The sequence below is a fragment of the Campylobacter sp. RM16187 genome (assembly GCF_025319965.1).
GTDB lineage: Bacteria > Campylobacterota > Campylobacteria > Campylobacterales > Campylobacteraceae > Campylobacter_A.
Window position 1 is genome coordinate 255,735 of record NZ_CP012549.1, and the last position, 21,364, is coordinate 277,098.

Below are 21,364 nucleotides of genomic sequence, written 5' to 3' on the forward strand. Positions count from 1 at the left end.
AATTTTTAACTCAAATTGTGATAAATTATAAAAAATTTTAAAGGAGTTTTCGTGAATAGAAAGATAAATTTTAGCGCAGGACCAAGCGGACTACCTCTAAGTGTATTGGAACATGCTCAAAAAGAGCTTATAAGCTACCAAAACAAGGGCTTTTCTATAATGGAGATAAGCCATAGGAGCAAAACATTTGAAGAGGTTCATTTTGGGGCGATGGATAAGATAAGGAAGCTTTACAGCTTTGGCGATGAGTATGAAATTTTATTTTTACAAGGTGGAGCGCATTTGCAGTTTGCGATGGTGCCTTTAAATTTATCTATGGGCGGAACCGCAGAGTATGTAAATACCGGAGTATGGACCAATAAAGCCATAAAAGAAGCCAAACTTCTTGGTATAAATCATAAAGTTGTTGCAAGCTCTGAAGATACGAAATTTGACCGTATTCCGGAGAATATAAAATTTAGCGATGATGCCGACTATGCTTATATTTGCACAAACAATACAATTTACGGCACTCAGTATAAAAGCCTTCCAAAGAGCAAAGCACCGCTTGTCATAGATGCTAGTAGTGACTTTTTCTCTGAACCTCTTGATTTTACAGATATTGGCTTATTGTATGGAGGGGCGCAAAAAAATGCCGGCCCAAGCGGTGTGACGGTAGTGATAATTCGCAAAGATCTTGCCGAGCGTCTTAATAACGATAGAGTGCCTACCATGCTTAGATATAAAACTCATACAGACGCCAAGTCGCTATATAATACTCCTCCGACATTTGGCATCTATCTTCTTGATCTTACTATGGGATGGCTGCTTGAGCAGGGAGGTCTTTTCGCCGCAAAAGAGAGAAATGCGGCAAAGGCGGCTCTACTGTATGATGCTATTGATAATTCTAAAGGATTTTATAAGGGGCATGCAAGGAAGGCTGATCGCTCGGTTATGAATGTAAGCTACAACATTGCCGCAAATGCAGATCTTGAGCCTATTTTTATTGCCGAGGCGGAAAAGGCGGGAATGCTAGGGCTTAAAGGACACCGTCATTTGGGCGGAATTCGTGCTTCAATTTATAACGTAGTAAGTCTAAATGATGTAAAAACCTTAGTTGAATTTATGAAGGAATTTGCCAGAAAGAACGGGTAAATTGATAGTATATTAAATCTATTTATAATGATTATTTTGATAGAATCGGCGTTTTTATATATGATTTATCTAGTAAGTATTGAAAATTAATTTTAGATTTTATAAAATACCAAATAAAGGGGTTGGTTATGCTAAAAGATATTGAAATTTTTAGAACATTAACAGATGAACAGCTTAATAAACTTGAGGGCATAAGCATAATAAGACGCTACAATAAAGATGAATTCTTATTTATGGAGGGAGAGGTTCCTAAGTGGTTTTATGTATTGCTTAAGGGCAGGATTAAAATATACAAAACCTCTCCAAAAGGTAAAGAGGTGTTCGTTCATGAATTTTTACCGGTCTCTCCTGTGGCAAAATTTGCAAATTTTGGAGATACGCCTTTTAACGGCTCTGCGGTTTTTGTCGAAGATTCTGAGGTTTTAATGATAGATTTTGATAAATTTAAGAAAAATTTTATGAGCGATGCAAATTTATGCATGGAGATTATTAAATCTTTGTCTGAAAATTTTAGACTCGTACAAGGTATGCTTCATAGAGAAATCGCTCTTGGAGTAGAGGGTAAGATAGCGCTTTTTATAAGTGAATATCAAGATGGTCTTCCTTCTAAAAAATATGCTCAAATAGCCCAAATGTTAAATACCACTCCTGAGACCTTTTCAAGGGTAATTACAAAATTTAAGAAAAATGGATATATATCTATCGATGCAAATAAGAATATCAAGATACTAAATCATGATAAGCTTAAAGAGTTGTATGAGACTTAAAAATTTTTAAAGAAGCGAACAATTTTAGTAGATTCTATCTGCCGCCAAATTTTAGTAGCGCACTTCCCCATGTAAATCCACCGCCAAAAGCATCAAGGAGTATAAGATCTCCATTTTTAAGCCTTCCTTCTTCGTAAGCATCATTTATAGCCATTGGTATTGATGCCGCGCTTGTATTTCCGTATTTTCCTACAGTGACTACACATTGACTATCTGTAAAATTTAGTCTTTGTTTGACAGCTTCTATGATACGTAAATTTGCCTGATGAGGTATAAAAAGATCTACTTTATCACTTGTAATGCCATTTTTATTAAGTATATCTATAACACTTTTTGTAAGTGTTTGCACTGCGATTTTAAAGACCTCATTTCCGGCCATATGAATAAAATTTAGTTTATTTTCAAGCATAGCCTGCGATATCGGATTGGCGCTACCTCCACCTGGAGTTATAAGTAGATCAGCAAAATTTCCATCACTTGCCGTATGGACATCCAAGATCTCATTATCATCTCTAGCGCTTATTATGGCTGCTCCGCTGCCATCTCCAAAAAGTATGCAGGTGCTGCGGTCGCTGTAATCAACTATTGAACTTAATTTTTCCGCTCCTATAATTAGGACGTTTTTTTTAGCACCGCTTTCTACAAGAGATTTTGCAAGCTCAAGAAGGTAGATAAAGCCTGTGCAAGCAGCACTTATATCAAATGCTGTTATTCCTTCTAATCCTAAATTTTTAGCTATTTTACAAGCTGTTGACGGCATGCAAAAGTGATCCGGGCTAATCGTGGCACATATGATAGTATCTATCTCTTTAATATCAATATCCGCTCTTTGAATTGCTACTAAAGCAGCTTTTGTGGCTATTTCACTCGTAATTTCACCTGTTGCAATGTGTCTGGTATGAATTCCTGTGCGTTTCACAATCCACTCATCGCTTGTTTCTACCATTTTTTCAAGGTCAAAATTTGTAAGGGTGTCCTTTGGAACATAAGCGCCGATTGAGATAAGAGAGGCTTTTTTCATCAGTTACCTTGCAAAGCTTAAAAGCTCGTCTTTGATAACTTTATTTATATCTGAATCTGCAAAGTTTAGAGCTTGAAATATAGCATTTTTTATAGCTTTTGCATTGCTTTTGCCATGGCTTATGATTACGCAACCATCTACACCAAGTAGCGGGGCTCCTCCGTATTCATCATAATCGACTTGTTGTTTTAAAGTTTTAAAAACCTTTTTCATTAGAAGTGAGCCGGCTATTGCTATAGGGGATTTTTTAACATGTTTTTTTATTATTTTTGTTATAGCGTCAGCTACACCCTCGCTTGTTTTAAGCAAAATATTTCCTACAAAGCCATCGCATATTACTACATCTACGCTTCCGTCAAAAATTTGATTGCCTTCGACATTGCCTACAAAGCAATCTAATTTAGACATTAGGCTAAAGGCTTCTTTTGTAACCTCATTACCCTTACTTTCTTCCTCGCCGTTTGAAAGAAGTCCTATTTTTGGGTTTTTTATTTTAAGAATTTCTTTTACGTAAGCTTCACCCATGATTGCAAACTGAAAAAGATGTTCCGCTTTACAATCTACGTTGGCTCCGACATCCATTACAAGAGTTTTTTTGCCCAAAACATTTGGCATAAGCGTAGCAATCGCAGGGCGCAATACGTTTTGAATTCTGCCTACTCTAAGAGTAGCCAGACTCATTGTGGCACCGCTATGACCTGCCGAAACTACGGCTTTAACTTCTTTGTTTTTTAGGAGTTCTATAGCCTTATATATTGTGCTATCTTTTTTCTTTAGTGCATTTGTGGCACCATCAGACATTGATATTGTTTCGGTTGCTTCTATGTAGCTTATGTATTTTTGTAGATGAGATGGTACTAGAGGTTTTAAAACTTCTTCTTTTCCTGCCAAAACAGCACTAAATTTAACAGTTTCTAAAGCCTCTACAACACCCTCTATTATTGGTTTAGGACCAAAGTCCCCGCCCATTGCATCAATGCAAATGCTTGTCATATTTTTTAGTACTCACCGGTTGTTTTATTTACACGATGAGGCATTTTCCATGAACCGTCTTTATCTTTAACAGGTATAGGAAGTGTTACTTTATAGTGTGTTCTACGTTTTGCTGCACGTGTATGACTCACTCTTCTCTTAGGTACTGCCATGTTACTCTCCTTTATAAATTTTCACAATTTTTACAGTAGAAATAGTCGCTTTTAAAAGCCTCTATTTCACTTGATAATATCTCTTCTAAATCTATATATCCGTCGAAAAATTCGATAACATCTTCAAGTTTTTCTTCGCTATCTTTATAAATCCCATCACTTATAAGTAGATTTAAATTCTCTTTTGGACTTAGTATTATATCTTCGCCACATCTATCGCAGTTGTGGCTCATATTGCCACTTATTAGAGCTTTACACTCTACTAGATCGGAATTTACTCTTTTTAAATTTCCGCTAAAGCTAAGATTTTCTCTTTTTATATCAAACGGAATTTGATTGTTTGCAATTTTTGCAAATGCTATTTTCAAAATTTTCCTTAGCAGATATCTCTGGATGCAAAGAAAAATTCAATTTCTATTTTTGCATTTTCTAGACTGTCGCTTCCATGGACCGCATTTGCATCAATATTTTCTGCAAAATCGGCTCTAATAGTTCCAGGAGCGGCTTCTTTAGGATTTGTTGCGCCCATTAGCTCTCTATTTTTAGCTACCGCATTTTCTCCCTCAAGAACCATAACAACAACTGGTCCGCTAGTCATAAATTCAACCAAATCATTGAAAAATGGTCTCTCTGAATGAACTGCATAAAATTTCTTAGCATCGCATTTGCTCAGTCTAATTTTTTTCATAGCAGCTATTCTAAGTCCGTTGCTTTCAAATCTATCTACTATTTTACCGATTACGCCTTTTTTTACAGCATCAGGCTTTATGATAGAAAGTGTTCTTTGCATAAAATTTCCTTGTATTGTTTATTTTGTTTTAAGAGAGGGGATTATATCAAAAAAATTATTAAAAACAAAATAAGCCCTTTTTCGGGCTTATTTTTTAAAATTTTAAGCTATAACAGCAGTTTCGCCCTTTCTCATGTCTGCGCCAATTTCACTGCGTGACGGCTGGCCTTCGTAAGGCATATCCCATACGATACAGCCGTCGGTCGGACAGGCTGATGCACAGGCTGGCTCGTCATTGTGTCCTACGCATTCTACGCATTTATCTGCGTATACATAGTATATATCTTCTCTGGTTGGATTATCGCTATCATCCACTATGGCTTCTACCGGACATTCGTCTATACACGATCCGCAACTGATACAAATATCTGTAATTTTTACTGACATTTTTTCTCCTTAAATTAAAATTTTCGTAACAATATCAAAATATTTTTAAATTTGATATAAAAAAATAAATTTTATTTTTTAGATTTAAATTTGTAAAAATACAAAATTTATCTATTATTAAACTTGAGACGATATAATTTCGCCAATAATAAAAATTATTTATTAAGGAGAAATAATGATAGTAACAAAAAAAGCACCTGATTTTACAGCTGCAGCAGTTTTAGGTAATAATCAAATCGTAAATGATTTTAACCTATATAAAAATATTGGCGAAAAAGGCGCTGTAGTATTTTTCTATCCAATGGATTTTACCTTTGTTTGCCCAAGTGAGATAATAGCATTTGATAAGAGATATGATGAGTTTAAAGCTCGTGGTATAGAGGTTATAGCTGTATCTTGCGATAATCAATTCTCCCATTTTGCATGGAAAGAGACTCCAGTAAGCAAAGGCGGAATAGGTCAAGTTCGCTTCCCTATAGTAGCTGATATGACAAAAGAGATTGCACGCGGATTTGACGTGTTAATTGATGAGGCCGGTGTTGCACTGCGCGGATCTTTCTTATTGGATAAAGACGGCACGGTTCGCCATGCAGTAGTAAATGACCTGCCTCTTGGAAGAAATATAGACGAGATGATAAGAATGGTTGATACTATGATATTTACAAACGAGCATGGCGAGGTTTGCCCAGCAGGATGGAATAGGGGTGATAAGGGTATGAAAGCTGATACGGCTGGAGTAGCTGACTATCTAGCGCACAATGCAGATAAACTATAATCTTTCAACTATATTTTTTATACAAAAGATAAAGAGGTGGAATATCCGCCTCTTTTTATATTCTTATAAAATTTTAAAATTTATAAGTATTTTTTCTAAATCCAAGTTACATTTTTTCAATAATTTAATAAAAAAAATAAGAAATTTTTACTATAATTAATAGTTTCTACTCTTTTATGGATTATAGGGGATGAATAGATGAACAAAGATCTACATTTTAGTTTCATTGGCGGCAAAGCCATAATACTTGAAAGAGCGATTGATGTTTTTGAAAAAATTATTAACAAAAATCACTCTGTGCATTTTTTAAATTTATATAATGGTGTAAAAGTAGAGTGTTTCGGTAAAGTTTTGTCCATTGAAAATGAGTATGTCGTATGCGAAGTTAATCTTATGCAGATTTTGGCTATGAAAGAGGAGAGAAATGCCTATATAGTGCAAGATGAGTATTTTGCAAAAAATATAGTAGCTGATATAGTTTCTGTAGATATAGCAAATTCTACTGTAACTTTAAAAAATTTCACATACGCAAATAACCTGCATGCAAATTTAAGAAAATTCCAAAGAGTCTATCCAAATCGCTATACCAAAGTTATTCTAAGTGATGAAAATGGAGAAATTCAGGGGAATTTATATGATATTTCAGAGGGCGGAATAGGAGTAATTAGCACAAATTGCGGCACATTTAGAAGCGGAGGTGTTATAAAAGCCAAATTTGTCCTAGAAATTCCTGCAACCAAAGAGATAAAAGATATAGAAGTGGATTTAAAACTGATAGTAGAGCTTGTTTATAGGGGTGCCGTAAGGTACTGTTGTCAAATTATAGAAGGGCAAGATATTCAAGAAACTATAAATCAATTTACTAAAGAGCGTGTAAAAGATACTGTAAAAGAGCTAAAAGAGCAACTAAGTCTATACCAATAAAGAGATTATATGAAATCTATACAAGAGAATTTAAAATTATTTTATATAGGACTAAAGAACAAAGAGCCGTTTTTGTATAAAAATAAGGATCTAACAACACATGCTGCTATTATAGGAATGACTGGTAGCGGGAAAACGGGTCTTGGTATAGGTATTTTAGAAGAGGCTTGCATAGACAATATCCCATCTTTTATCATAGACCCCAAGGGTGATATGACGAATTTGCTTTTAGCCTTTGATGAGATGAAGGCGGATGATTTTTTGCCATATATGGATGAAAATGAGGCGCAAAACAAAGGCTTAAGCAGATCCCAGTTGGCTCAAAAAGAGGCTGAAGCATGGAAAAACGGAATAGAAAATTCATTTCAAAGCTTAGATAGAATTAGGCTTTTTAAAGATAGTGCGGAGTTTAAAATTTATACTCCAAAAAGCTCTTCTGGTCTTAGCGTTGCTCTTCTTGGGGATTTTATATGTCCAAATATAGAGAATGAGGAGGAAATTTCTGAGTATATAAGCTCGCTCACTAGCTCGGTTTTGTCACTAATTGGTATAGATATAGATATAAATTCAAAAGAGCATCTTTTAATATCAAATATTTTTGTGAATAAATTCGGATTAAAAGAGGATCTTAGTTTAGAAGAACTCATTGGCTTCATAGCTGAGCCGCCGTTTAATAAAATTGGTGTTTTTGATATTGAGAAATTTTATCCCTCTAGCGAGAGAATGAAGCTTGCCGTTAAGCTTAATACTATTTTGGCAAGCCCTGATTTTCGTGCTTGGTTAAATGGAGAGAGACTTGAAATTTCAAAGATGCTCTTTACAAAAGAGGGTAAAGCAAAATGTAATATTTTTACTATTTCTCACTTAAATGATAGTGAAAGAATGTTTTTTGTCACGCTTTTATTAAACGAGATAATTGCTTGGATGAGAAAAACAGAGGGAACAAGCTCGCTTAGGGCGATTTTATATATGGATGAAATTTTTGGATTTTTCCCGCCAAACGGTAACCCACCCTCGAAAACTCCAATGCTAACTCTTTTAAAACAGGCTCGTGCTCATGGGCTTGGAGTAATTTTAAGCACACAAAATCCGGTAGATCTTGACTATAAAGGACTTAGTAATATCGGCACTTGGTTTATTGGCAGGCTTCAAACCGCCCAAGATAAGGCCAGGGTAATAGATGGAATGACCGGGATTCAAGGCTCATCTATGGATAAAAACGAGATAGAAAATTTAATCTCAAATTTAGCTAAACGAAATTTCTTACTTAAAAATATCCACGAGGACGGACTTAATGTAATCTCTACAAGATGGGCTCTTAGCTATCTAAAAGGACCTTTAAGTAGAGAGCAAATTTCAAATTTGATGAGAGATAAGAAGACCTATTTGAATATTAAAAATACAAAAAGTGAAATTTCAAGCAATAATCCAAAACCAATTTTATCTCAAACAATAGATCAAATTTATGATTTAAGCCTAGAGGATGAGGCTAACGGTTATTTATACGCTAAAGCTAAAGTTAGGTTTTGCGATGTCAAAAAGAGAGTCGATTTTACAAAAGATCTAAATTTGTTATATAGGTTAGAAGAGGATTGTTCTGATATAGATTGGAGTGAAGCTAGCGAGGATGTGCAAATTCACATATCTAGTGAACCAAAAGGAAAAATTTCTTATATGCCGCTTCCTGCTAAAATAACCGGAGTTAAGGATTTTAAAGAGATTACTAAAAAATTTAAAGAGTATATCTACCGAAATGTAAAACTAACTCTTTATAGCTCACTTGGGTTAAATTCAAATCCAAACGAAAGTAAAGAAGAGTTTTTTATACGTTTAAGCGATAGGTGTAATGAAGTTTTAGAACTAGAAACAGCAAAGCTTAATGAAAAATTTACAAAAGAGAGAGTAAAGCTTGAGGAAAAATTAGGCAAAGCTATCTTAAAACTTGAAAAAGAGCAAAGGGATGTGAAAAATAAAGGCCTTGAAGCCGCGATATCCGTAGGAGCTAGCCTGATCGGAGCTATTTTTGGTAGAAATTTATTAAGTAGAACAAATTTAGGCAAGGTTGCAAGTGGCGCAAAATCTGCGAATAGAGTATTAAAAGAGCGCGATGATGTAAAGCTTGGCGAGCAGGCTGTGGCTGATATAGAGACTCAAATAGAGGAGCTTATGGCTAAATTTGAAAATGAAGCCAGTGAGCTAAAATTAAAAAATGATATACAAAATATCACTATAGCTGAAATTGAAATATCGCCTAAAAATAGTGATATATATGGTGAGAAAGTCTATCTTTTGTGGAAATAATTAGTTTCATTGTACCAAAGTACAATATACAAACTATCTATTTTTTTAATACAATTACACAAAAATAGAAAAAGAGGGGAATTATGAGCAGTTCGGGTTTCGTAAAAGAAGTGATAGGAAGAGCTATCGTCGTAGATATGCGAAGTCAAGAAAGAGAGCTTAATAAAGGTGATGTTTTAAATATAGGCGATACTGTATTTACAAGCTCTGAAAATGATAGCATTGTCTTATCTTTTGGATCAGAAGATATAGCTTTAGTAGGAATTGATAGTTTAAAAATAGATCAAAGTATAGTTAGTGCAGAGAGCTTTGGCGATGAATCAAATTTGCAAGAAAGCTCACTGGAAAAGGCGATTTTAGAAATTCAGAGTTTTGAAGCTATAGAAGAGGTGACTACTGAAAGTTTTTTTATTGAATCAAACGATGGTTTTGACTCCAAAGCTATTTATAATGCTAACAATGCAGAACATGCTAGCATTTCTAGTGACTCTACTCTTGATTTAAGTAAAGTTTCAGATATGAAACACGAAGAGCAAACTAAACTTATGAAAGATGCTATTATAGAAAAGGTATCGGCTCAAGACATGCTTGATGTCGGTGATAAAAAAGATGGTCTAGAAAATAGTCTAAACGTCGAGAACAATAAGGATGTATCCATCTCTTATAGTAATGAATATAAAAATAGCGATACTTCATCGGAAACTACTAATGCTACAATATCCATTAAGATAGAAAGTGAAATTCAAGTAGATATTTAATAAATTTGGCGAAAAATATACTTCGCCAAAACCTTAAATTTCTCATAAATTTATAAGAAAATCAGATAAAATTAAATAATATAATATCCTTAAATCTAAAATAGGATAAAAAATGAACGAAAACATTATAGCTTATGCCTTAGCTTACCTTCTGGGCGGGATTCCATTTGGATTAATACTTGGTAAATTTTTTGCTAACGTAAATATACAAAATGAGGGTAGTAAAAGCATTGGCGCTACGAATGTTTTGCGTGTATTAAAAGAAAAAGATCCAAAGCTTGCTAAAAAGATAGCTATATTAACCGTAGTTTGCGATGTTCTAAAAGGTGTTTTGCCTATCTTGATAGCTAAATTTATAGGGCTTAGCCCTGCTACCCTTTGGGCTATGGCTGTTTTTTCAGTTATCGGCCACTGCTATTCACCATTTTTAAAATTTGAAGGCGGTAAAGGGGTGGCAACTGGAGCCGGTGTTTTGATGATATTTTTGCCTATTGAGATTATAGTAGCTCTTGTTGTCTGGTTTATAATCGGAAAAGTGCTAAAAATCAGCTCTTTGGCATCTTTAGTAGCACTTTTTGCGTTCATTATCTCATCTTTTATAATTCATCCGCAAATCCCTGATATCGACTCTCACGCCCCTATATTAATAATAGCTTTTATCGTATTTTATAAGCATATTCCAAATATCAAAAGATTGATTAGCGGGCAAGAGAGTAAGGTGATATGATAACTACGCTCATCAAAGATTATGAGTTTGAAACCATTATAGGTCTGCTCGAATTTGAGCGCATAAGATCTCAGAAAGTGCGTATAAATGTAGAATTTCAAAGCAGTGACTTTATAGACTATGTTGAGGTGATAAATTTTATAGAGTCTATTTACAATGAGCATAAATTTAAAACAGTTGAAAATTCGCTTGAAGTCTGCTCTAAAAGTCTAAAAGACAAATTTGGCTCTCTAACTTTACTTAAGATGGAAATTTTAAAAATCGAGATTCTTGATAATGCCTTGGTGGGAGCAAGGTTCGAGAGTAAATATTAAATTTTTTTTAAAGTATCTTGAAATTATCCTTAATTTATGATACAATCCGCGTATAATTTACACCTCCAAGGAATAATCAAATGAGAATTTTAATAGTAGAAGACGAAGTAACGTTAAATAAAACGATTGCCGAAGGCTTACAAGAATTTGGATACCAGACCGATAGCTCTGAAAATTTTAAGGATGCCGAATACTATATAGGTATCAGAAATTACGATCTTGTGCTTACAGATTGGATGTTGCCTGATGGAGATGGTGTTGATCTCATCAGTGTTATTAAAAATAAATCTCCAAGAACCGCTGTTGTAGTGCTATCTGCAAAAGATGACAAGGATAGCGAAGTTAAGGCGTTTAGAGTAGGTGCGGATGATTACATTAAAAAGCCTTTCGATTTTGACGTATTGGTAGCAAGAATCGAAGCAAGATTGAGATTTGGCGGAACTAATGTTATTAAGATTGATGATCTTATAATAGATCCGGATGAAGAGAAGATCACATATCTTGGACAAGATATTGAGCTAAAAGGCAAGCCTTTCGAAGTATTAACTCACCTTGCTCGTCACTCTGATCAGATAGTTTCTAAAGAGCAGTTGCTGGATGCCATCTGGGAAGAACCTGAGCTTGTTACTCCAAATGTAATCGAGGTAGCAATCAATCAAATACGCCAAAAAATGGATAAACCACTCAATATATCTACAATCGAAACCGTTAGAAGACGCGGATATAGATTTTGCTTTCCAAAAAAAGCTTAAGAGCCAGATTTATAATTCAATTAGCATCCGCTTCGGCGATGCTAATTGTCATCATCTCTGTGATGCTATATCACTACATCAAGGTAACTATCTATGAGGGTATTTCTCAATCTTTGATGTATGAGGCCAAAATTCTCTCGACAAGTTCAAATTTAAGCCAAAAAAGGGGTAGTTTTGAATACGGTACTCTTGATGGAAGTACAACTACAGTAAATATAATAACAAAAACTTCAAAGTCCAAAAACCCATATTTTGTAAATGAAAAAGTTGGAAATAAAACCTACTTGAAGCTATATTTTCCATATATAGAAAGTTCATACATAACTCTTACTAAAGAGACTACTATACAAAGTAAGCTTATAGATCAAATTTTAGTAGATATTATGATAGTAAATGCAACGGCTATATTTTTAGTGCTTTTTTACGCGTTATTTTTATCAAGAATGTTGCTTGTTCCTATTAAAATTTTAAGCTCAAAACTTAGTAAATTAAACGAAAGATTTTTAAAAGAAGTTAGTATAGATGAGCTGCCCGATGAATTTACTCCGCTTGGCAAGAGTATCAACCGCCTAATAGGTAGAATACAGACCTTTGTGTTGTACCAAAAGGAGCTTTTTGTCGGTGTTGCACATGAGCTAAAAACACCTCTTGCTGTGATGAAAACTAAAAATGAAGTGACTTTATTAAAACCTAGAGATAGTGAAAAGTATATAGAGGCTCTTAAAAACAACAACGAAGAGATAAACGGTATGAATAAGATGATAGGATCTATCCTTGAAATAGGGCGTCAGGAGGGGGCTCAGTTTGAAGAGGCGGTCCAGATAGATATTATAGAATTTTTGAATAAAATGGCTAATAATTTTAAAATTTTGGCTCGTGGTGACGATAAGGATATTGAGATAAATTTATCTCCTAAAACTCTTAAAATGACCTTGCAACCTACCTTGCTAACACATATTATTCAAAATTTCGTTCAAAATGCAATCAAATTTTCCCCTCAAAAATCTACAATCACGATAGTTTCAAGATTAAAAGATGAAGAATTTGTTGTAGAAGTAATTGATGAAGGTATAGGTATAGATGAGAGCAAAGATCTTTTTGCTCCGTTTAAACGATTCGGAAATAAAAGCGGTGCGGGTCTCGGGCTATTTTTAGCTAAAGGTGCGGCCCAAGCTCTAGGCGGAAGCGTTAGTATAAAAAATAGAGCTGACGGAGCAAAAGGAGCGGTTTCTTCGCTTGTTTTACCAATATTAAGAAATATAAAAAAATAAATCAAAGAGCGGTATATGGCAAAACGAACAGCTGTTATAGATCTTGGGTCAAATTCTATGAGAATGGCCATATTTGAGAGAACCTCAAGATATGCGTTTTATATACTGGGCGAATTTAAGATGAAGGTTAGGCTCGGTGAAAGTGCCTATGAAAATGGCGGCGCAATAAGTAAAAAATCAATGCAAAAAGCTTATGAGGCATTTTGTGAATTTAAAAGCATAGCTAAAGCGTATAAGTGTAATAAGATATTTTGTATGGGTACTTCAGCCCTTAGAGACGCTCCCAATTCAAATGAACTAATAAGCCTGATTAGACGAAATTTGGGACTTAATTTAAAAGTTGTAAAAGGGATTGATGAGGCTAGCTTGGGCGGGATTGCGGCTTTAAATTTGCTTGAGCCTATGAGCGAGTTTATTACGATTGATATAGGTGGAGGCTCGACTGAACTTGCTATGATTAAAGACGCAAAAATAGTAGATGCCGTTTCTCTTGATGTAGGCACGGTAAGACTAAAAGAGCTATTTTTCGATAAGAAAAATTTAAAAGGTCTTAATGATTTTATGAAAGAAATTTTAAAAGATCTGCCAAAAAACTTTAAAAGCAAAAATATAGTGACAATAGGTGGAAGCTTAAGAGCTATATCAAGCGCTATTATGCAAGCGCAAAACTATCCTTTAAGATCGGTTCATAACTTTAGCTATAAATTTGAATCGCAAAAGGAATTTATACAAAATTTAACCAAAGCAAGCGTGCTTGATCTCGATAAATTTTATATTAAAAAAGATCGTTTTGATACCATTAGGGAGGGTGCTTATATATTTTTAAGTGTGGTAAATAGCTTAAAATGTGAGCATGTGTATACAAGTGGTGTAGGATTTAGAGAGGGTGTCTACCTAAGCGATATATTGCGCCCTAGTAAGAAATTTCCACCAAATTTTAATACTAGCGTAAGAAGTTTGCAAGATAGATTTTTGCTAAATAACAACAAAATGGTCGTAAAATATGCAAAAGATGCTTTTGTAACGCTTAAACCGCTTCACGGAATCGATGATAAGTTTATATATGAACTTGAGACCGCCGCTAGACTTCATAATCTAGGACAATGTTTAGGATTTTATGGAGAGCATATAAATTCTGCAAATTTTGTTATAAACGCTTTAAATTATGGCTTTTCACATAGACAAAAAGCACTTATAGCAACCATTGTAGGATTAAATGGTAAAAAAACTCTAGGAGAATTTGAGAAATTCAGAGATCTTTTACCCGAAGAAGATATTGTAAAATGGCTGAGTTTTATTCTAAATTTTGCCAAGATATTGGATATAAACTGCACGCATAAGAAGCTAAAATTTGAGCTTAAAAGCCAAATGCTTGAAATTAGTGGGGCAAAAGAGCAATTTATGACAAAAGAGAATATTAAAAAGATCGCTAAGCCTGCGACATTTGCAATAAGCTTCGTTAGTTGAGGCTAGCCTTGTCCTTGTATGCGCTCAAGGCATTTTGCCTATCTTCAAGATACTGTCCTATTCTCTTACGATTTTCTTCAAAAAATGCCTCAAAGTCATTTTCGCTATTAATAGTGTCTTCACCAAATTTATCTAGTAGCACATTTGAACTGCCCACCAAGACAAGGTATTTTTTGTTTTGATGGTTTAATAGCATAACCTTGTTTGTTCTATCAAGCGGTTTTTCATATAAAATTTTTACATCCTGACTTTTATCGCTATTTAGCCATCCGGCAAGATTTAGTTTTCTGCTGCCTCCTGTTTTTTTGACTATGAAGTTTTTAAGCAGCCAAAGAGCTATGGCAAAGGCTATAAGAACACCTATTACCATATAATATCTTGCGTCAAAGATATTTTGTATATCAGGCTGAGTATTTATAGTTGTAGACGTTTTGGGCTGGATTATCTGTTCGCTTTGTGAAATAGGTTGCTCGTTTTTAGTTGAGGCGGCAGCTGTGCTTACGACTCTGATTCTGAGTCCAAATCCGTCAGAGGTTTTAGAAGCCGTTACTCCTATTGAAGAACTGCTTTTTATGCTTAAAACTACGCTATTTTGCTTGGGTTCTATGTATAGTTCTTGAAGTATTTTTGAGTTTAAGTTTTTTTCAACAGCCTGATCGAAATTTAGCCCGTTAAATATAAGCATTGTCATATCGTTTTCACGCTTTTGGAATATATTTCCCTCGTAAGGTGCGTCAAATGAAAGCATTACATCGACCCTATCGCTTCTTTCATATATATTATATGTGAGTAGGTTTGAGGCAAATAATGAGACGGTAAAAGCAAAAATAGCAAGCAAATTTCTCATAATTGCTCTCTTTTGAAGTATTGAATTACTGATTTTGAGTCTAAAATTTCATTTATGCGGATAGCTAAATTTTTCTCATACACCATTACTTCGCCCTTGCCAAAAATTCGGTTGTTAATGAAGAGTTCCACACTTTCGCCGGCAGGCTTTTCAAGATCTATAACCGAGCCGTTTTCAAGCTTTAAAAGCTCTCTTACGCTAATTGTTGTCGTGCCAAGTTCGGAGATAAAGTCTACGCTTATATCCATTAACTCGTCATAGCTTTTAAAAAGTCCGTTTTTTTCTAAAATTTGTTCTAGCTCCCGATTCATGCCTTTTTGTACCCTATTTGAAATGTTCTATTTTTTATTTTATAGATTCTCTTTTCTTCAAGCTCCACAGGAAAGCCTTGCATACGCCCGAGATATTCTGGAGTACCCATTTTGTAGGCGTTATTTTCTCGTTCATTTAGTATGTTTTTAGCATATCCTATTGCCAAATTTGCACTCTCTTTGCAAATATCACTTAGTTCATCCTCGGCTAGCTCATCAACTCCCAATAAAATTTTAGCAAACTGATTTAAAGTCTCTTTTTTAAAATAAAGGTAGAATTGATATTCGTCCCTGCCTTTATAAATTGGTAGGCTAGAGCCATAAAATTCGCCATTTAATGTTTTTGCTTCACTGACTTTATATCCGAGAGTATCTTCACAAAGGTGTTTTATTCCTATCTCAATTATATCCATCATTTTAATTTCCTTGATATCAAATAACTTCAATTATACTTCAAATTTATATAATTTACTATAAATTTAAAAAAGCTTATTGATTTCTTCTATCAATTTTTTACCGCTAAATTTCGCCGTTAGCTTGACGATTTCGGTGCCGATTATCGCTCCGTCTGCAAAGCTTTTAACCTCGCTAACATCAGAGCTGTTTTTCACACCAAAGCCCACAGCCACAGGCAAATCGCTCTTTTGCTTTAAATTTGAGACTAAATTTTTAAGCCTATCTATGCTCGCACGCTCAGATCCGCTTACGCCGATAGCTCCAAGTGCGTAGATGAAGCCTCTGCCGATATTTAAAATTTTATCCGTTCTGTGGGCTGAGGTGACGCTTATTAAAGGCACCAGATCAAGCCCAAATTTATCACATAGCGCGCTTACCTCTTCGCACTCCTCATACGGTAGATCCGGGATGATAAATCCGCTTATGCCGACCTCACTTGAGCGCGCGATAAATTTTTCCACTCCGTAAGAAAACACGAGATTATAATAGACCAAAAAGACAAGAGGCTTGTTTATGCGCCCTTTGCACTCTTCAAGCAGGTTAAAGACAGTGTCCGTGTTTATGCCTTTAGTTACAGCATCAAAGCTAGCTTCGGCTATCAGTTTACCGTCAGCTAACGGATCAGAATACGGCACGCCAAGCTCAACCAGATCAAGCGCGCTTTCGTCCAAATTTAGCAAAAACTCCTTCGTGTGCTCAATGCTTGGATAGCCAGCGACGATGTAGCCGATGTTTGCCTTTTTACCTTCAAAGGCCTTAGAGATCTTAGCCATAAATTTTTCCTTTCTCGTATCCTATGACCGTGTTCATGTCTTTATCGCCTCTGCCTGATACGTTTACTACGATGGTGCTTTTTTTGCTCAAATTCGGACAGAGTTTTTCCAGATACGCAAGCGCGTGAGAGCTCTCTATCGCAGGGATTACGCCTTCAAGTCGGCTTGTAAGACGAAGTGCGTTGATACACTCATCATCGCTTATCGGATAGTATTTTGCGCGTTTTATATCGTGCAGGTGCGCATGCTCAGGGCCCACCCCCGGGTAGTCAAGACCTGCTGAGATACTATGAACCGGTGCTATCATGCCGTAGTTATCTTGAAGCACGATGGTTTTCATACCGTGTATGATGCCTTCGCGCCCTTTGGTAAGCGTGGCTGCGTGATATGCAGTATCCGCTCCAAGTCCGGCGGCTTCTATGCCTACTAAATTTACGCTCTCATCATCCAAAAATCCGCTAAAAATTCCTATCGCATTACTTCCGCCGCCAACGCAAGCTATCACGTAATCAGCCTTCACGCCATACTCTTTTAGCTGCTCTTTGGTCTCGCGTCCGATCACACTTTGAAGATCGCGCACGATCTTTGGATAAGGATGCGGACCCACGACCGAGCCGATCACGTAAAAGCTGCTTTCTATCTCGTTCACCCACGCTTGGATAGCCGCAGTGGTGGCTTCTTTAAGCGTTTTTAGCCCGTCATGTATGCTTACAACCTTTGCGCCAAGCAGATCCATCCTAAAGGCGTTTAGCTGCTGCCTAGCTACATCGGTTGCGCCCATATATACATCACACTCTAGTCCAAGCAGTGCCGCAGCAGTCGCAGTCGCCACGCCGTGCTGTCCGGCTCCTGTTTCTGCTAAAACTTTCTTTTTGCCCATTTTTTTAGCCAGCAGAGCTTGACCGAGGGCGTTATTTATCTTGTGAGCGCCGGTGTGGTTTAGATCCTCACGCTTTAGATAAATTTCATGCCCGTAATGTTTGCTTAGGCGCTTTGCGTGATAAAGCGGGCTAGGGCGACCGACGTAGTGCTTTAGTAGGTCGTTAAGCTCGTCTTTAAACTCCTGCGTGCTAGCGATCTTTTCGTAAGCCTCTTCAAGCTCTTCAAGCGCAAACATAACCGTTTCAGGCACGAACTGCCCGCCAAATTTGCCAAAATACGCCTTAGTGTTCAATGCCGTCTCCTTGGTTTATAGTGTCTAAAATTTCTTTGATTTTGCTTGGAATTTTTATCATATTTTCATCTTCAACTTTGCTGTTTACGTCGATTATAAGCGGTTTTAGCTTTAGAGCTTCTTTTGCGTTTTGCGTACCTATGCCGCCTGCTAATGCAAAACTAAAAGGCTTTAGATCTCTTAAAATTTGCCAGTCAAAACTCACTCCGTTACCGCCTAAATTTTTGCCTTTATAGTCATAAAGAATCAAATCATGCGGTTCGTTTGTGCTGACAAGCTCATCTTTTACGCTTAAAACTTTCCAGACGCTAACTCCAAGATCTTTTAAATTTGCGTATAAATTTTGGCTTATCTCTCCGTAAATTTGAGCCACGTCAAGCCCTGCAAATTCGCAAATTTCCATTATCTCACAGCTACTTTGCTCGCCTCTTGATGACAGGCCACACTCGCCTGCACCTACAAAGACTCCGACACATTTTGCACCGAATTTATGAGCTAAATTTGCTATTTGCCTAGCGGTTTTTATATCTACTTGTCTTGGGCTTTTTGCAAGGATTACGCCGATAAATTTTACTCCCAGCTCAAGCACGCTTTTAGCCTCTGCTTCGCTTTTGATACCGCAAATTTTAAGCTCAGTTTTCATTATTTTGCACCGATATAGTCTTTAAAGTACTCATAAACTCTACCGCTATCAATCGCCTCTATCACAGCAGCCTTTGCGTCCATCGGATTTGAGACGAAATTTGCCGTGTAGAGCGCAAACATCGCGTTTAGCACGACTATGTCAAATTTCGCTCCTCTTTCTTCGCCTCTTAAAATTTTAACCAAAATTTCAGCGTTTTGCTCAGGCGTGCCGCCCTCTATCTCGCTGTGAAATGCGCGCTTGAAGCCAAACTGCTCAGGGGTTATGGAATATTCGTAAATTTCGCCGTTTTTAAGCTCGATTATCTTTGTTTCATCGCACAAACTTATCTCATCAAGCCCGTCTTCACCGCGCACTATCAGCGCATGCTCGCGTCCAAGCAGCTTTAAAGTCTGTGCGTAGAGCTTTAAAACAGGCTTGTGATACACGCCTACGAGTTGGTTTTTAAGCCCCAAATTTGGATTTAGCATAGGGCCAAGCACGTTAAACACCGTCCTTATGCCAAGGCGAGTGCGCACCTCTTTTACTTCCGCAACTAGCGGATGGAAAAACGGCGCATGAAAAAATGCTAAATTCTTTTCTTCAAGTAGCTCTCTTAAGGTGCTGAGTGAGTTTGACATGGTTAAATTTATGCCCTCTAGCACATCTGAGCTACCAGATCTGCTTGAAACTGCCTTATTGCCGTGCTTTGCGACTTTAACTCCAAGGCTTGCCAGGATAAACGAAACCGCAGTTGAGATATTTATCGTTTTAAAGCCGTCTCCGCCGGTACCGCATAGATCTATCATCGGTGAGTAGTCGCGGTAGGTTTGCGAGTATTTTAGGATATTTCTAACAAGGCTTGCGAGACTCTTTGGATAAAGACTTTTTTCGCTAATTAGCACCAAAAGCGCTGCAAGCTGAGTTATCTCATACTCTTTTGAAGCGATAATCTTGCAAATTTGCTCAAAATCCCTATCATCAAGCCCTACGTTATCTTGAAGCTTGATCAAAAAGCGCTTGAAATTGGCAGGTTCGCTCTCTTGTGCTTTGGTTTCGCTTTTAAAATTTATGAAATTTTCGATTATCTTTTTGCCGTATTGCGTGAAGTAGCTCTCAGGATGAAACTGGATACCAAAAATAGGTCGGTTCACATCGCAAAGCGCCATTATAACGCCATCTTCGCTTACTGCAAGGGCTTTTAAATTCGCAGGTAGCTCATCTACATAAAGCGAGTGATATCGCATAACCTCAAATTTGCTAGGTAGCCCCTCAAAAAGCGGACTTTCTTCAAGTACGTCAATAAATGAAGTCTTGCCGTGAAAGGGCTTTTCAAGACGCTTGATGACCGCGCCGCCAACTAGTCCTATCGCCTGATGTCCAAGACAAATTCCTAAAATCGGCACGTTTAAATCGCTTTTTAAAATTTCAAGGCAAACTCCGCTATCTTTTGGATGTTTTGGCCCCGGACTTAGCACGATCTTGCTTGGATTTAGCCTGCGAATCTCTTCTAGCGTGATCTTGTCGTTTCGCACACTTATGACCTCTTCGTCGGTTAGCTCTTTGATGTATTGCTCGACGTTAAAGACGAAGCTGTCGTAGTTATCTATCAGAAGTATCATTTATTTCCTTAATTGCAAATAGTTATTTTAGACTATTTTGACTTTAAATTTAAGAAAGAATATAGTGTTTATTGTATAAATTGACTTCAAATTGATCCGATTAGTTTTAGACTATTCCATTAAAATATAAATTTGGAGTAGAGATTGTTGTTTGATTAAAGCGAAAGTAGAGTTTGATCTTTAAATACGAAACAATCGGTTTAGTGTTTTGCACTTGTATTCTAAAAGCAGATTTTGGATTTGCATATATAGGATTTTGAAGTTCTATATCGTTTCTATATTCCTTGTTGATTTCATGTGGTATTTTGATGTCAACTAAAATCTTTTTAGTTATTTTTAGTATACCAGCCGGTTTTTCATAAGATCCAGCTTTGGCAATAGGAAGTAGTGTAGAATAAACTTCTATCGAATTTAGTAATATTGTATTTTCGGTATTATTAATAAAACTAACATCAAATATGGGAAGCTGATTTCTGTTTTTAATGTTTTGAAATTTAAACAAGTGGCTATTTTGGTTCGATTTTTGGTATATGCTCTTATTTAAAATTTTAATACTTGCTATCTCGACACTTTGTTCTCTAAAAGGATAATATTTATTTAGTATTTCTCGAAAAGAGAATATGTAGTTGCTTATATACTCCCGGCTCCAAAATTCAATACATACTAAAGAATTATTAAGCGCAAGATATCCGTTTAAATTATTTTGTAAAAATGTATCATTCTCTAGAGTAGTAGCAATAATAATTTTTCTTGGTATATTATTGGATTTTAAAATAAATTCTATATCTTTTTTTACATCATTTATAAAATTTCTTATACTACTTTTACTGTTGACATGATTTCTTAATTTGCATTGACATATAATGTTTTTTTCATATGACAAGATGTCTACCCCGTGTTGTTTTTGCCCATTTCGACCATACAAGCTAAAGCTTGTAGTATTATGTATATTGTTGAGTAAGTCACAGACTATACTTTCAAATAATTCAAATGATTTTGGTGTAGGTAACTGATATATCATTATTT

General features: G+C 36.0%; 25 protein-coding genes. 11 read left to right on the forward strand and 14 right to left on the reverse strand.

Annotated features, from left to right (window positions below):
* Positions 1-51 precede the first annotated feature (51 nt).
* The gene (gene serC, locus CDOMF_RS01480; protein ID WP_260952135.1) at positions 52-1,134 is read left to right on the forward strand and encodes a phosphoserine transaminase; all 1,083 of its coding nucleotides are present in this window, start codon (positions 52-54) and stop codon (positions 1,132-1,134) included.
* A gap of 128 nt (positions 1,135-1,262) precedes the next feature.
* Positions 1,263-1,901, forward strand: coding sequence for a Crp/Fnr family transcriptional regulator (locus CDOMF_RS01485; RefSeq protein ID WP_170018869.1), 639 nt, complete (start codon positions 1,263-1,265; stop codon positions 1,899-1,901).
* 34 nt (positions 1,902-1,935) lie between these two features.
* Here the strand turns inward: CDOMF_RS01485 and CDOMF_RS01490 are convergent, their stop codons facing one another.
* The 6 genes from CDOMF_RS01490 to CDOMF_RS01515 form a co-directional block, all read right to left on the reverse strand.
* Positions 1,936-2,922, reverse strand: coding sequence for a beta-ketoacyl-ACP synthase III (locus CDOMF_RS01490; protein WP_260952136.1), 987 nt, complete (start codon positions 2,920-2,922; stop codon positions 1,936-1,938).
* Between the two features lie 3 nt (positions 2,923-2,925).
* Complete coding sequence (gene plsX, locus CDOMF_RS01495; RefSeq protein ID WP_260952137.1) at positions 2,926-3,915, reverse strand: phosphate acyltransferase PlsX; 990 nt, start codon at positions 3,913-3,915, stop codon at positions 2,926-2,928.
* Between the two features lie 5 nt (positions 3,916-3,920).
* The gene (gene rpmF, locus CDOMF_RS01500; RefSeq protein WP_122863182.1) at positions 3,921-4,067 is read right to left on the reverse strand and encodes a 50S ribosomal protein L32; all 147 of its coding nucleotides are present in this window, start codon (positions 4,065-4,067) and stop codon (positions 3,921-3,923) included.
* An 11-nt stretch (positions 4,068-4,078) separates the two neighbouring features.
* Entirely contained in the window at positions 4,079-4,435 is a 357-nt protein-coding gene (locus tag CDOMF_RS01505) for a DUF177 domain-containing protein (RefSeq protein WP_260952138.1), read from the reverse strand.
* 8 nt (positions 4,436-4,443) lie between these two features.
* Positions 4,444-4,857, reverse strand: a complete 414-nt coding sequence (gene ndk / locus CDOMF_RS01510; RefSeq protein ID WP_172129318.1) for a nucleoside-diphosphate kinase — start codon at positions 4,855-4,857, stop codon at positions 4,444-4,446.
* Between the two features lie 102 nt (positions 4,858-4,959).
* Positions 4,960-5,244 carry a DUF362 domain-containing protein gene (locus CDOMF_RS01515; protein ID WP_260952139.1) on the reverse strand — a complete coding sequence of 95 codons (285 nt, stop codon included), beginning with the start codon at positions 5,242-5,244 and terminating at the stop codon, positions 4,960-4,962.
* A gap of 175 nt (positions 5,245-5,419) precedes the next feature.
* Between CDOMF_RS01515 and CDOMF_RS01520 the strand changes: the two genes are divergently transcribed.
* From CDOMF_RS01520 to CDOMF_RS01560, 9 genes are all read left to right on the forward strand, one after another.
* The gene (locus tag CDOMF_RS01520; RefSeq protein ID WP_260952140.1) at positions 5,420-6,019 is read left to right on the forward strand and encodes a peroxiredoxin; all 600 of its coding nucleotides are present in this window, start codon (positions 5,420-5,422) and stop codon (positions 6,017-6,019) included.
* A 198-nt stretch (positions 6,020-6,217) separates the two neighbouring features.
* Entirely contained in the window at positions 6,218-6,943 is a 726-nt protein-coding gene (locus CDOMF_RS01525; protein ID WP_169973458.1) for a PilZ domain-containing protein, read from the forward strand.
* 9 nt (positions 6,944-6,952) lie between these two features.
* Positions 6,953-9,244 carry an ATP-binding protein gene (locus CDOMF_RS01530; RefSeq protein ID WP_260952141.1) on the forward strand — a complete coding sequence of 764 codons (2,292 nt, stop codon included), beginning with the start codon at positions 6,953-6,955 and terminating at the stop codon, positions 9,242-9,244.
* Between the two features lie 83 nt (positions 9,245-9,327).
* Positions 9,328-10,002: a hypothetical protein gene (locus CDOMF_RS01535; protein ID WP_260952142.1), complete on the forward strand. Its 675-nt coding sequence runs from the start codon at positions 9,328-9,330 to the stop codon at positions 10,000-10,002.
* A 112-nt stretch (positions 10,003-10,114) separates the two neighbouring features.
* Entirely contained in the window at positions 10,115-10,729 is a 615-nt protein-coding gene (gene plsY / locus CDOMF_RS01540) for a glycerol-3-phosphate 1-O-acyltransferase PlsY (RefSeq protein WP_260952143.1), read from the forward strand.
* Positions 10,726-11,043: a dihydroneopterin aldolase gene (locus CDOMF_RS01545; protein WP_260952144.1), complete on the forward strand. Its 318-nt coding sequence runs from the start codon at positions 10,726-10,728 to the stop codon at positions 11,041-11,043. Before plsY ends, CDOMF_RS01545 begins: the two co-directional genes overlap by 4 nt.
* Positions 11,044-11,123: 80 nt before the next feature.
* A complete protein-coding gene (gene hsrA, locus CDOMF_RS01550) occupies positions 11,124-11,795 on the forward strand; it encodes a homeostatic response regulator transcription factor HsrA (RefSeq protein ID WP_169973454.1) in 672 nt (223 codons plus the stop codon).
* Positions 11,796-11,833: 38 nt separating this feature from the next.
* A complete protein-coding gene (locus tag CDOMF_RS01555) occupies positions 11,834-13,066 on the forward strand; it encodes a HAMP domain-containing sensor histidine kinase (RefSeq protein ID WP_260952145.1) in 1,233 nt (410 codons plus the stop codon).
* Between the two features lie 15 nt (positions 13,067-13,081).
* Positions 13,082-14,533: a Ppx/GppA phosphatase family protein gene (locus CDOMF_RS01560; protein WP_260952146.1), complete on the forward strand. Its 1,452-nt coding sequence runs from the start codon at positions 13,082-13,084 to the stop codon at positions 14,531-14,533.
* On the opposite strand, the gene CDOMF_RS01565 is transcribed toward CDOMF_RS01560, so the two are convergent.
* The 8 genes from CDOMF_RS01565 to CDOMF_RS01600 form a co-directional block, all read right to left on the reverse strand.
* Complete coding sequence (locus CDOMF_RS01565) at positions 14,526-15,380, reverse strand: excinuclease ABC subunit A (RefSeq protein WP_260952147.1); 855 nt, start codon at positions 15,378-15,380, stop codon at positions 14,526-14,528. The genes CDOMF_RS01560 and CDOMF_RS01565 overlap by 8 nt on opposite strands.
* Positions 15,377-15,628 carry a flagellar motor switch protein FliN gene (fliN, locus tag CDOMF_RS01570; RefSeq protein WP_442861622.1) on the reverse strand — a complete coding sequence of 84 codons (252 nt, stop codon included), beginning with the start codon at positions 15,626-15,628 and terminating at the stop codon, positions 15,377-15,379. Before fliN ends, CDOMF_RS01565 begins: the two co-directional genes overlap by 4 nt.
* 59 nt (positions 15,629-15,687) lie before the next feature.
* On the reverse strand, positions 15,688-16,107 hold the full coding sequence (locus tag CDOMF_RS01575; protein WP_260952148.1) for a restriction endonuclease: 420 nt from the start codon (positions 16,105-16,107) through the stop codon (positions 15,688-15,690).
* Between the two features lie 63 nt (positions 16,108-16,170).
* A complete protein-coding gene (gene trpA / locus CDOMF_RS01580) occupies positions 16,171-16,920 on the reverse strand; it encodes a tryptophan synthase subunit alpha (protein WP_260952149.1) in 750 nt (249 codons plus the stop codon).
* Positions 16,913-18,094 carry a tryptophan synthase subunit beta gene (gene trpB, locus CDOMF_RS01585; RefSeq protein ID WP_260952150.1) on the reverse strand — a complete coding sequence of 394 codons (1,182 nt, stop codon included), beginning with the start codon at positions 18,092-18,094 and terminating at the stop codon, positions 16,913-16,915. Before trpB ends, trpA begins: the two co-directional genes overlap by 8 nt.
* Positions 18,084-18,737: a phosphoribosylanthranilate isomerase gene (locus CDOMF_RS01590; protein WP_260952151.1), complete on the reverse strand. Its 654-nt coding sequence runs from the start codon at positions 18,735-18,737 to the stop codon at positions 18,084-18,086. The genes trpB and CDOMF_RS01590 overlap by 11 nt, the downstream gene beginning before the upstream one ends.
* Positions 18,737-20,338, reverse strand: coding sequence for an anthranilate phosphoribosyltransferase (trpD, locus tag CDOMF_RS01595; protein ID WP_260952152.1), 1,602 nt, complete (start codon positions 20,336-20,338; stop codon positions 18,737-18,739). Before trpD ends, CDOMF_RS01590 begins: the two co-directional genes overlap by 1 nt.
* Positions 20,339-20,444: 106 nt before the next feature.
* A complete protein-coding gene (locus tag CDOMF_RS01600; protein WP_260952153.1) occupies positions 20,445-21,359 on the reverse strand; it encodes a hypothetical protein in 915 nt (304 codons plus the stop codon).
* Positions 21,360-21,364: the final 5 nt, after the last annotated feature.

Excerpts from the sequence above, each read along its gene's own strand:
- CDOMF_RS01485 (WP_170018869.1), top strand. The coding sequence starts at position 1,263 with ATGCTAAAAGATATTGAAATTTTTAGAACATTAACAGATGAACAGCTT.
- CDOMF_RS01490 (WP_260952136.1), bottom strand. The coding sequence starts at position 2,922 with ATGAAAAAAGCCTCTCTTATCTCAATCGGCGCTTATGTTCCAAAGGAC.
- plsX (WP_260952137.1), bottom strand. The coding sequence starts at position 3,915 with ATGACAAGCATTTGCATTGATGCAATGGGCGGGGACTTTGGTCCTAAA.
- rpmF (WP_122863182.1), bottom strand. The coding sequence starts at position 4,067 with ATGGCAGTACCTAAGAGAAGAGTGAGTCATACACGTGCAGCAAAACGT.
- ndk (WP_172129318.1), bottom strand. The coding sequence starts at position 4,857 with ATGCAAAGAACACTTTCTATCATAAAGCCTGATGCTGTAAAAAAAGGC.
- CDOMF_RS01515 (WP_260952139.1), bottom strand. The coding sequence starts at position 5,244 with ATGTCAGTAAAAATTACAGATATTTGTATCAGTTGCGGATCGTGTATA.
- CDOMF_RS01520 (WP_260952140.1), top strand. The coding sequence starts at position 5,420 with ATGATAGTAACAAAAAAAGCACCTGATTTTACAGCTGCAGCAGTTTTA.
- CDOMF_RS01525 (WP_169973458.1), top strand. The coding sequence starts at position 6,218 with ATGAACAAAGATCTACATTTTAGTTTCATTGGCGGCAAAGCCATAATA.
- CDOMF_RS01530 (WP_260952141.1), top strand. The coding sequence starts at position 6,953 with ATGAAATCTATACAAGAGAATTTAAAATTATTTTATATAGGACTAAAG.
- CDOMF_RS01535 (WP_260952142.1), top strand. The coding sequence starts at position 9,328 with ATGAGCAGTTCGGGTTTCGTAAAAGAAGTGATAGGAAGAGCTATCGTC.
- plsY (WP_260952143.1), top strand. The coding sequence starts at position 10,115 with ATGAACGAAAACATTATAGCTTATGCCTTAGCTTACCTTCTGGGCGGG.
- CDOMF_RS01545 (WP_260952144.1), top strand. The coding sequence starts at position 10,726 with ATGATAACTACGCTCATCAAAGATTATGAGTTTGAAACCATTATAGGT.
- hsrA (WP_169973454.1), top strand. The coding sequence starts at position 11,124 with ATGAGAATTTTAATAGTAGAAGACGAAGTAACGTTAAATAAAACGATT.
- CDOMF_RS01555 (WP_260952145.1), top strand. The coding sequence starts at position 11,834 with ATGCTAATTGTCATCATCTCTGTGATGCTATATCACTACATCAAGGTA.
- CDOMF_RS01560 (WP_260952146.1), top strand. The coding sequence starts at position 13,082 with ATGGCAAAACGAACAGCTGTTATAGATCTTGGGTCAAATTCTATGAGA.
- CDOMF_RS01565 (WP_260952147.1), bottom strand. The coding sequence starts at position 15,380 with ATGAGAAATTTGCTTGCTATTTTTGCTTTTACCGTCTCATTATTTGCC.
- fliN (WP_442861622.1), bottom strand. The coding sequence starts at position 15,628 with ATGGATATAAGCGTAGACTTTATCTCCGAACTTGGCACGACAACAATT.
- CDOMF_RS01575 (WP_260952148.1), bottom strand. The coding sequence starts at position 16,107 with ATGATGGATATAATTGAGATAGGAATAAAACACCTTTGTGAAGATACT.
- trpA (WP_260952149.1), bottom strand. The coding sequence starts at position 16,920 with ATGGCTAAGATCTCTAAGGCCTTTGAAGGTAAAAAGGCAAACATCGGC.
- CDOMF_RS01590 (WP_260952151.1), bottom strand. The coding sequence starts at position 18,737 with ATGAAAACTGAGCTTAAAATTTGCGGTATCAAAAGCGAAGCAGAGGCT.
- trpD (WP_260952152.1), bottom strand. The coding sequence starts at position 20,338 with ATGATACTTCTGATAGATAACTACGACAGCTTCGTCTTTAACGTCGAG.
- CDOMF_RS01600 (WP_260952153.1), bottom strand. The coding sequence starts at position 21,359 with ATGATATATCAGTTACCTACACCAAAATCATTTGAATTATTTGAAAGT.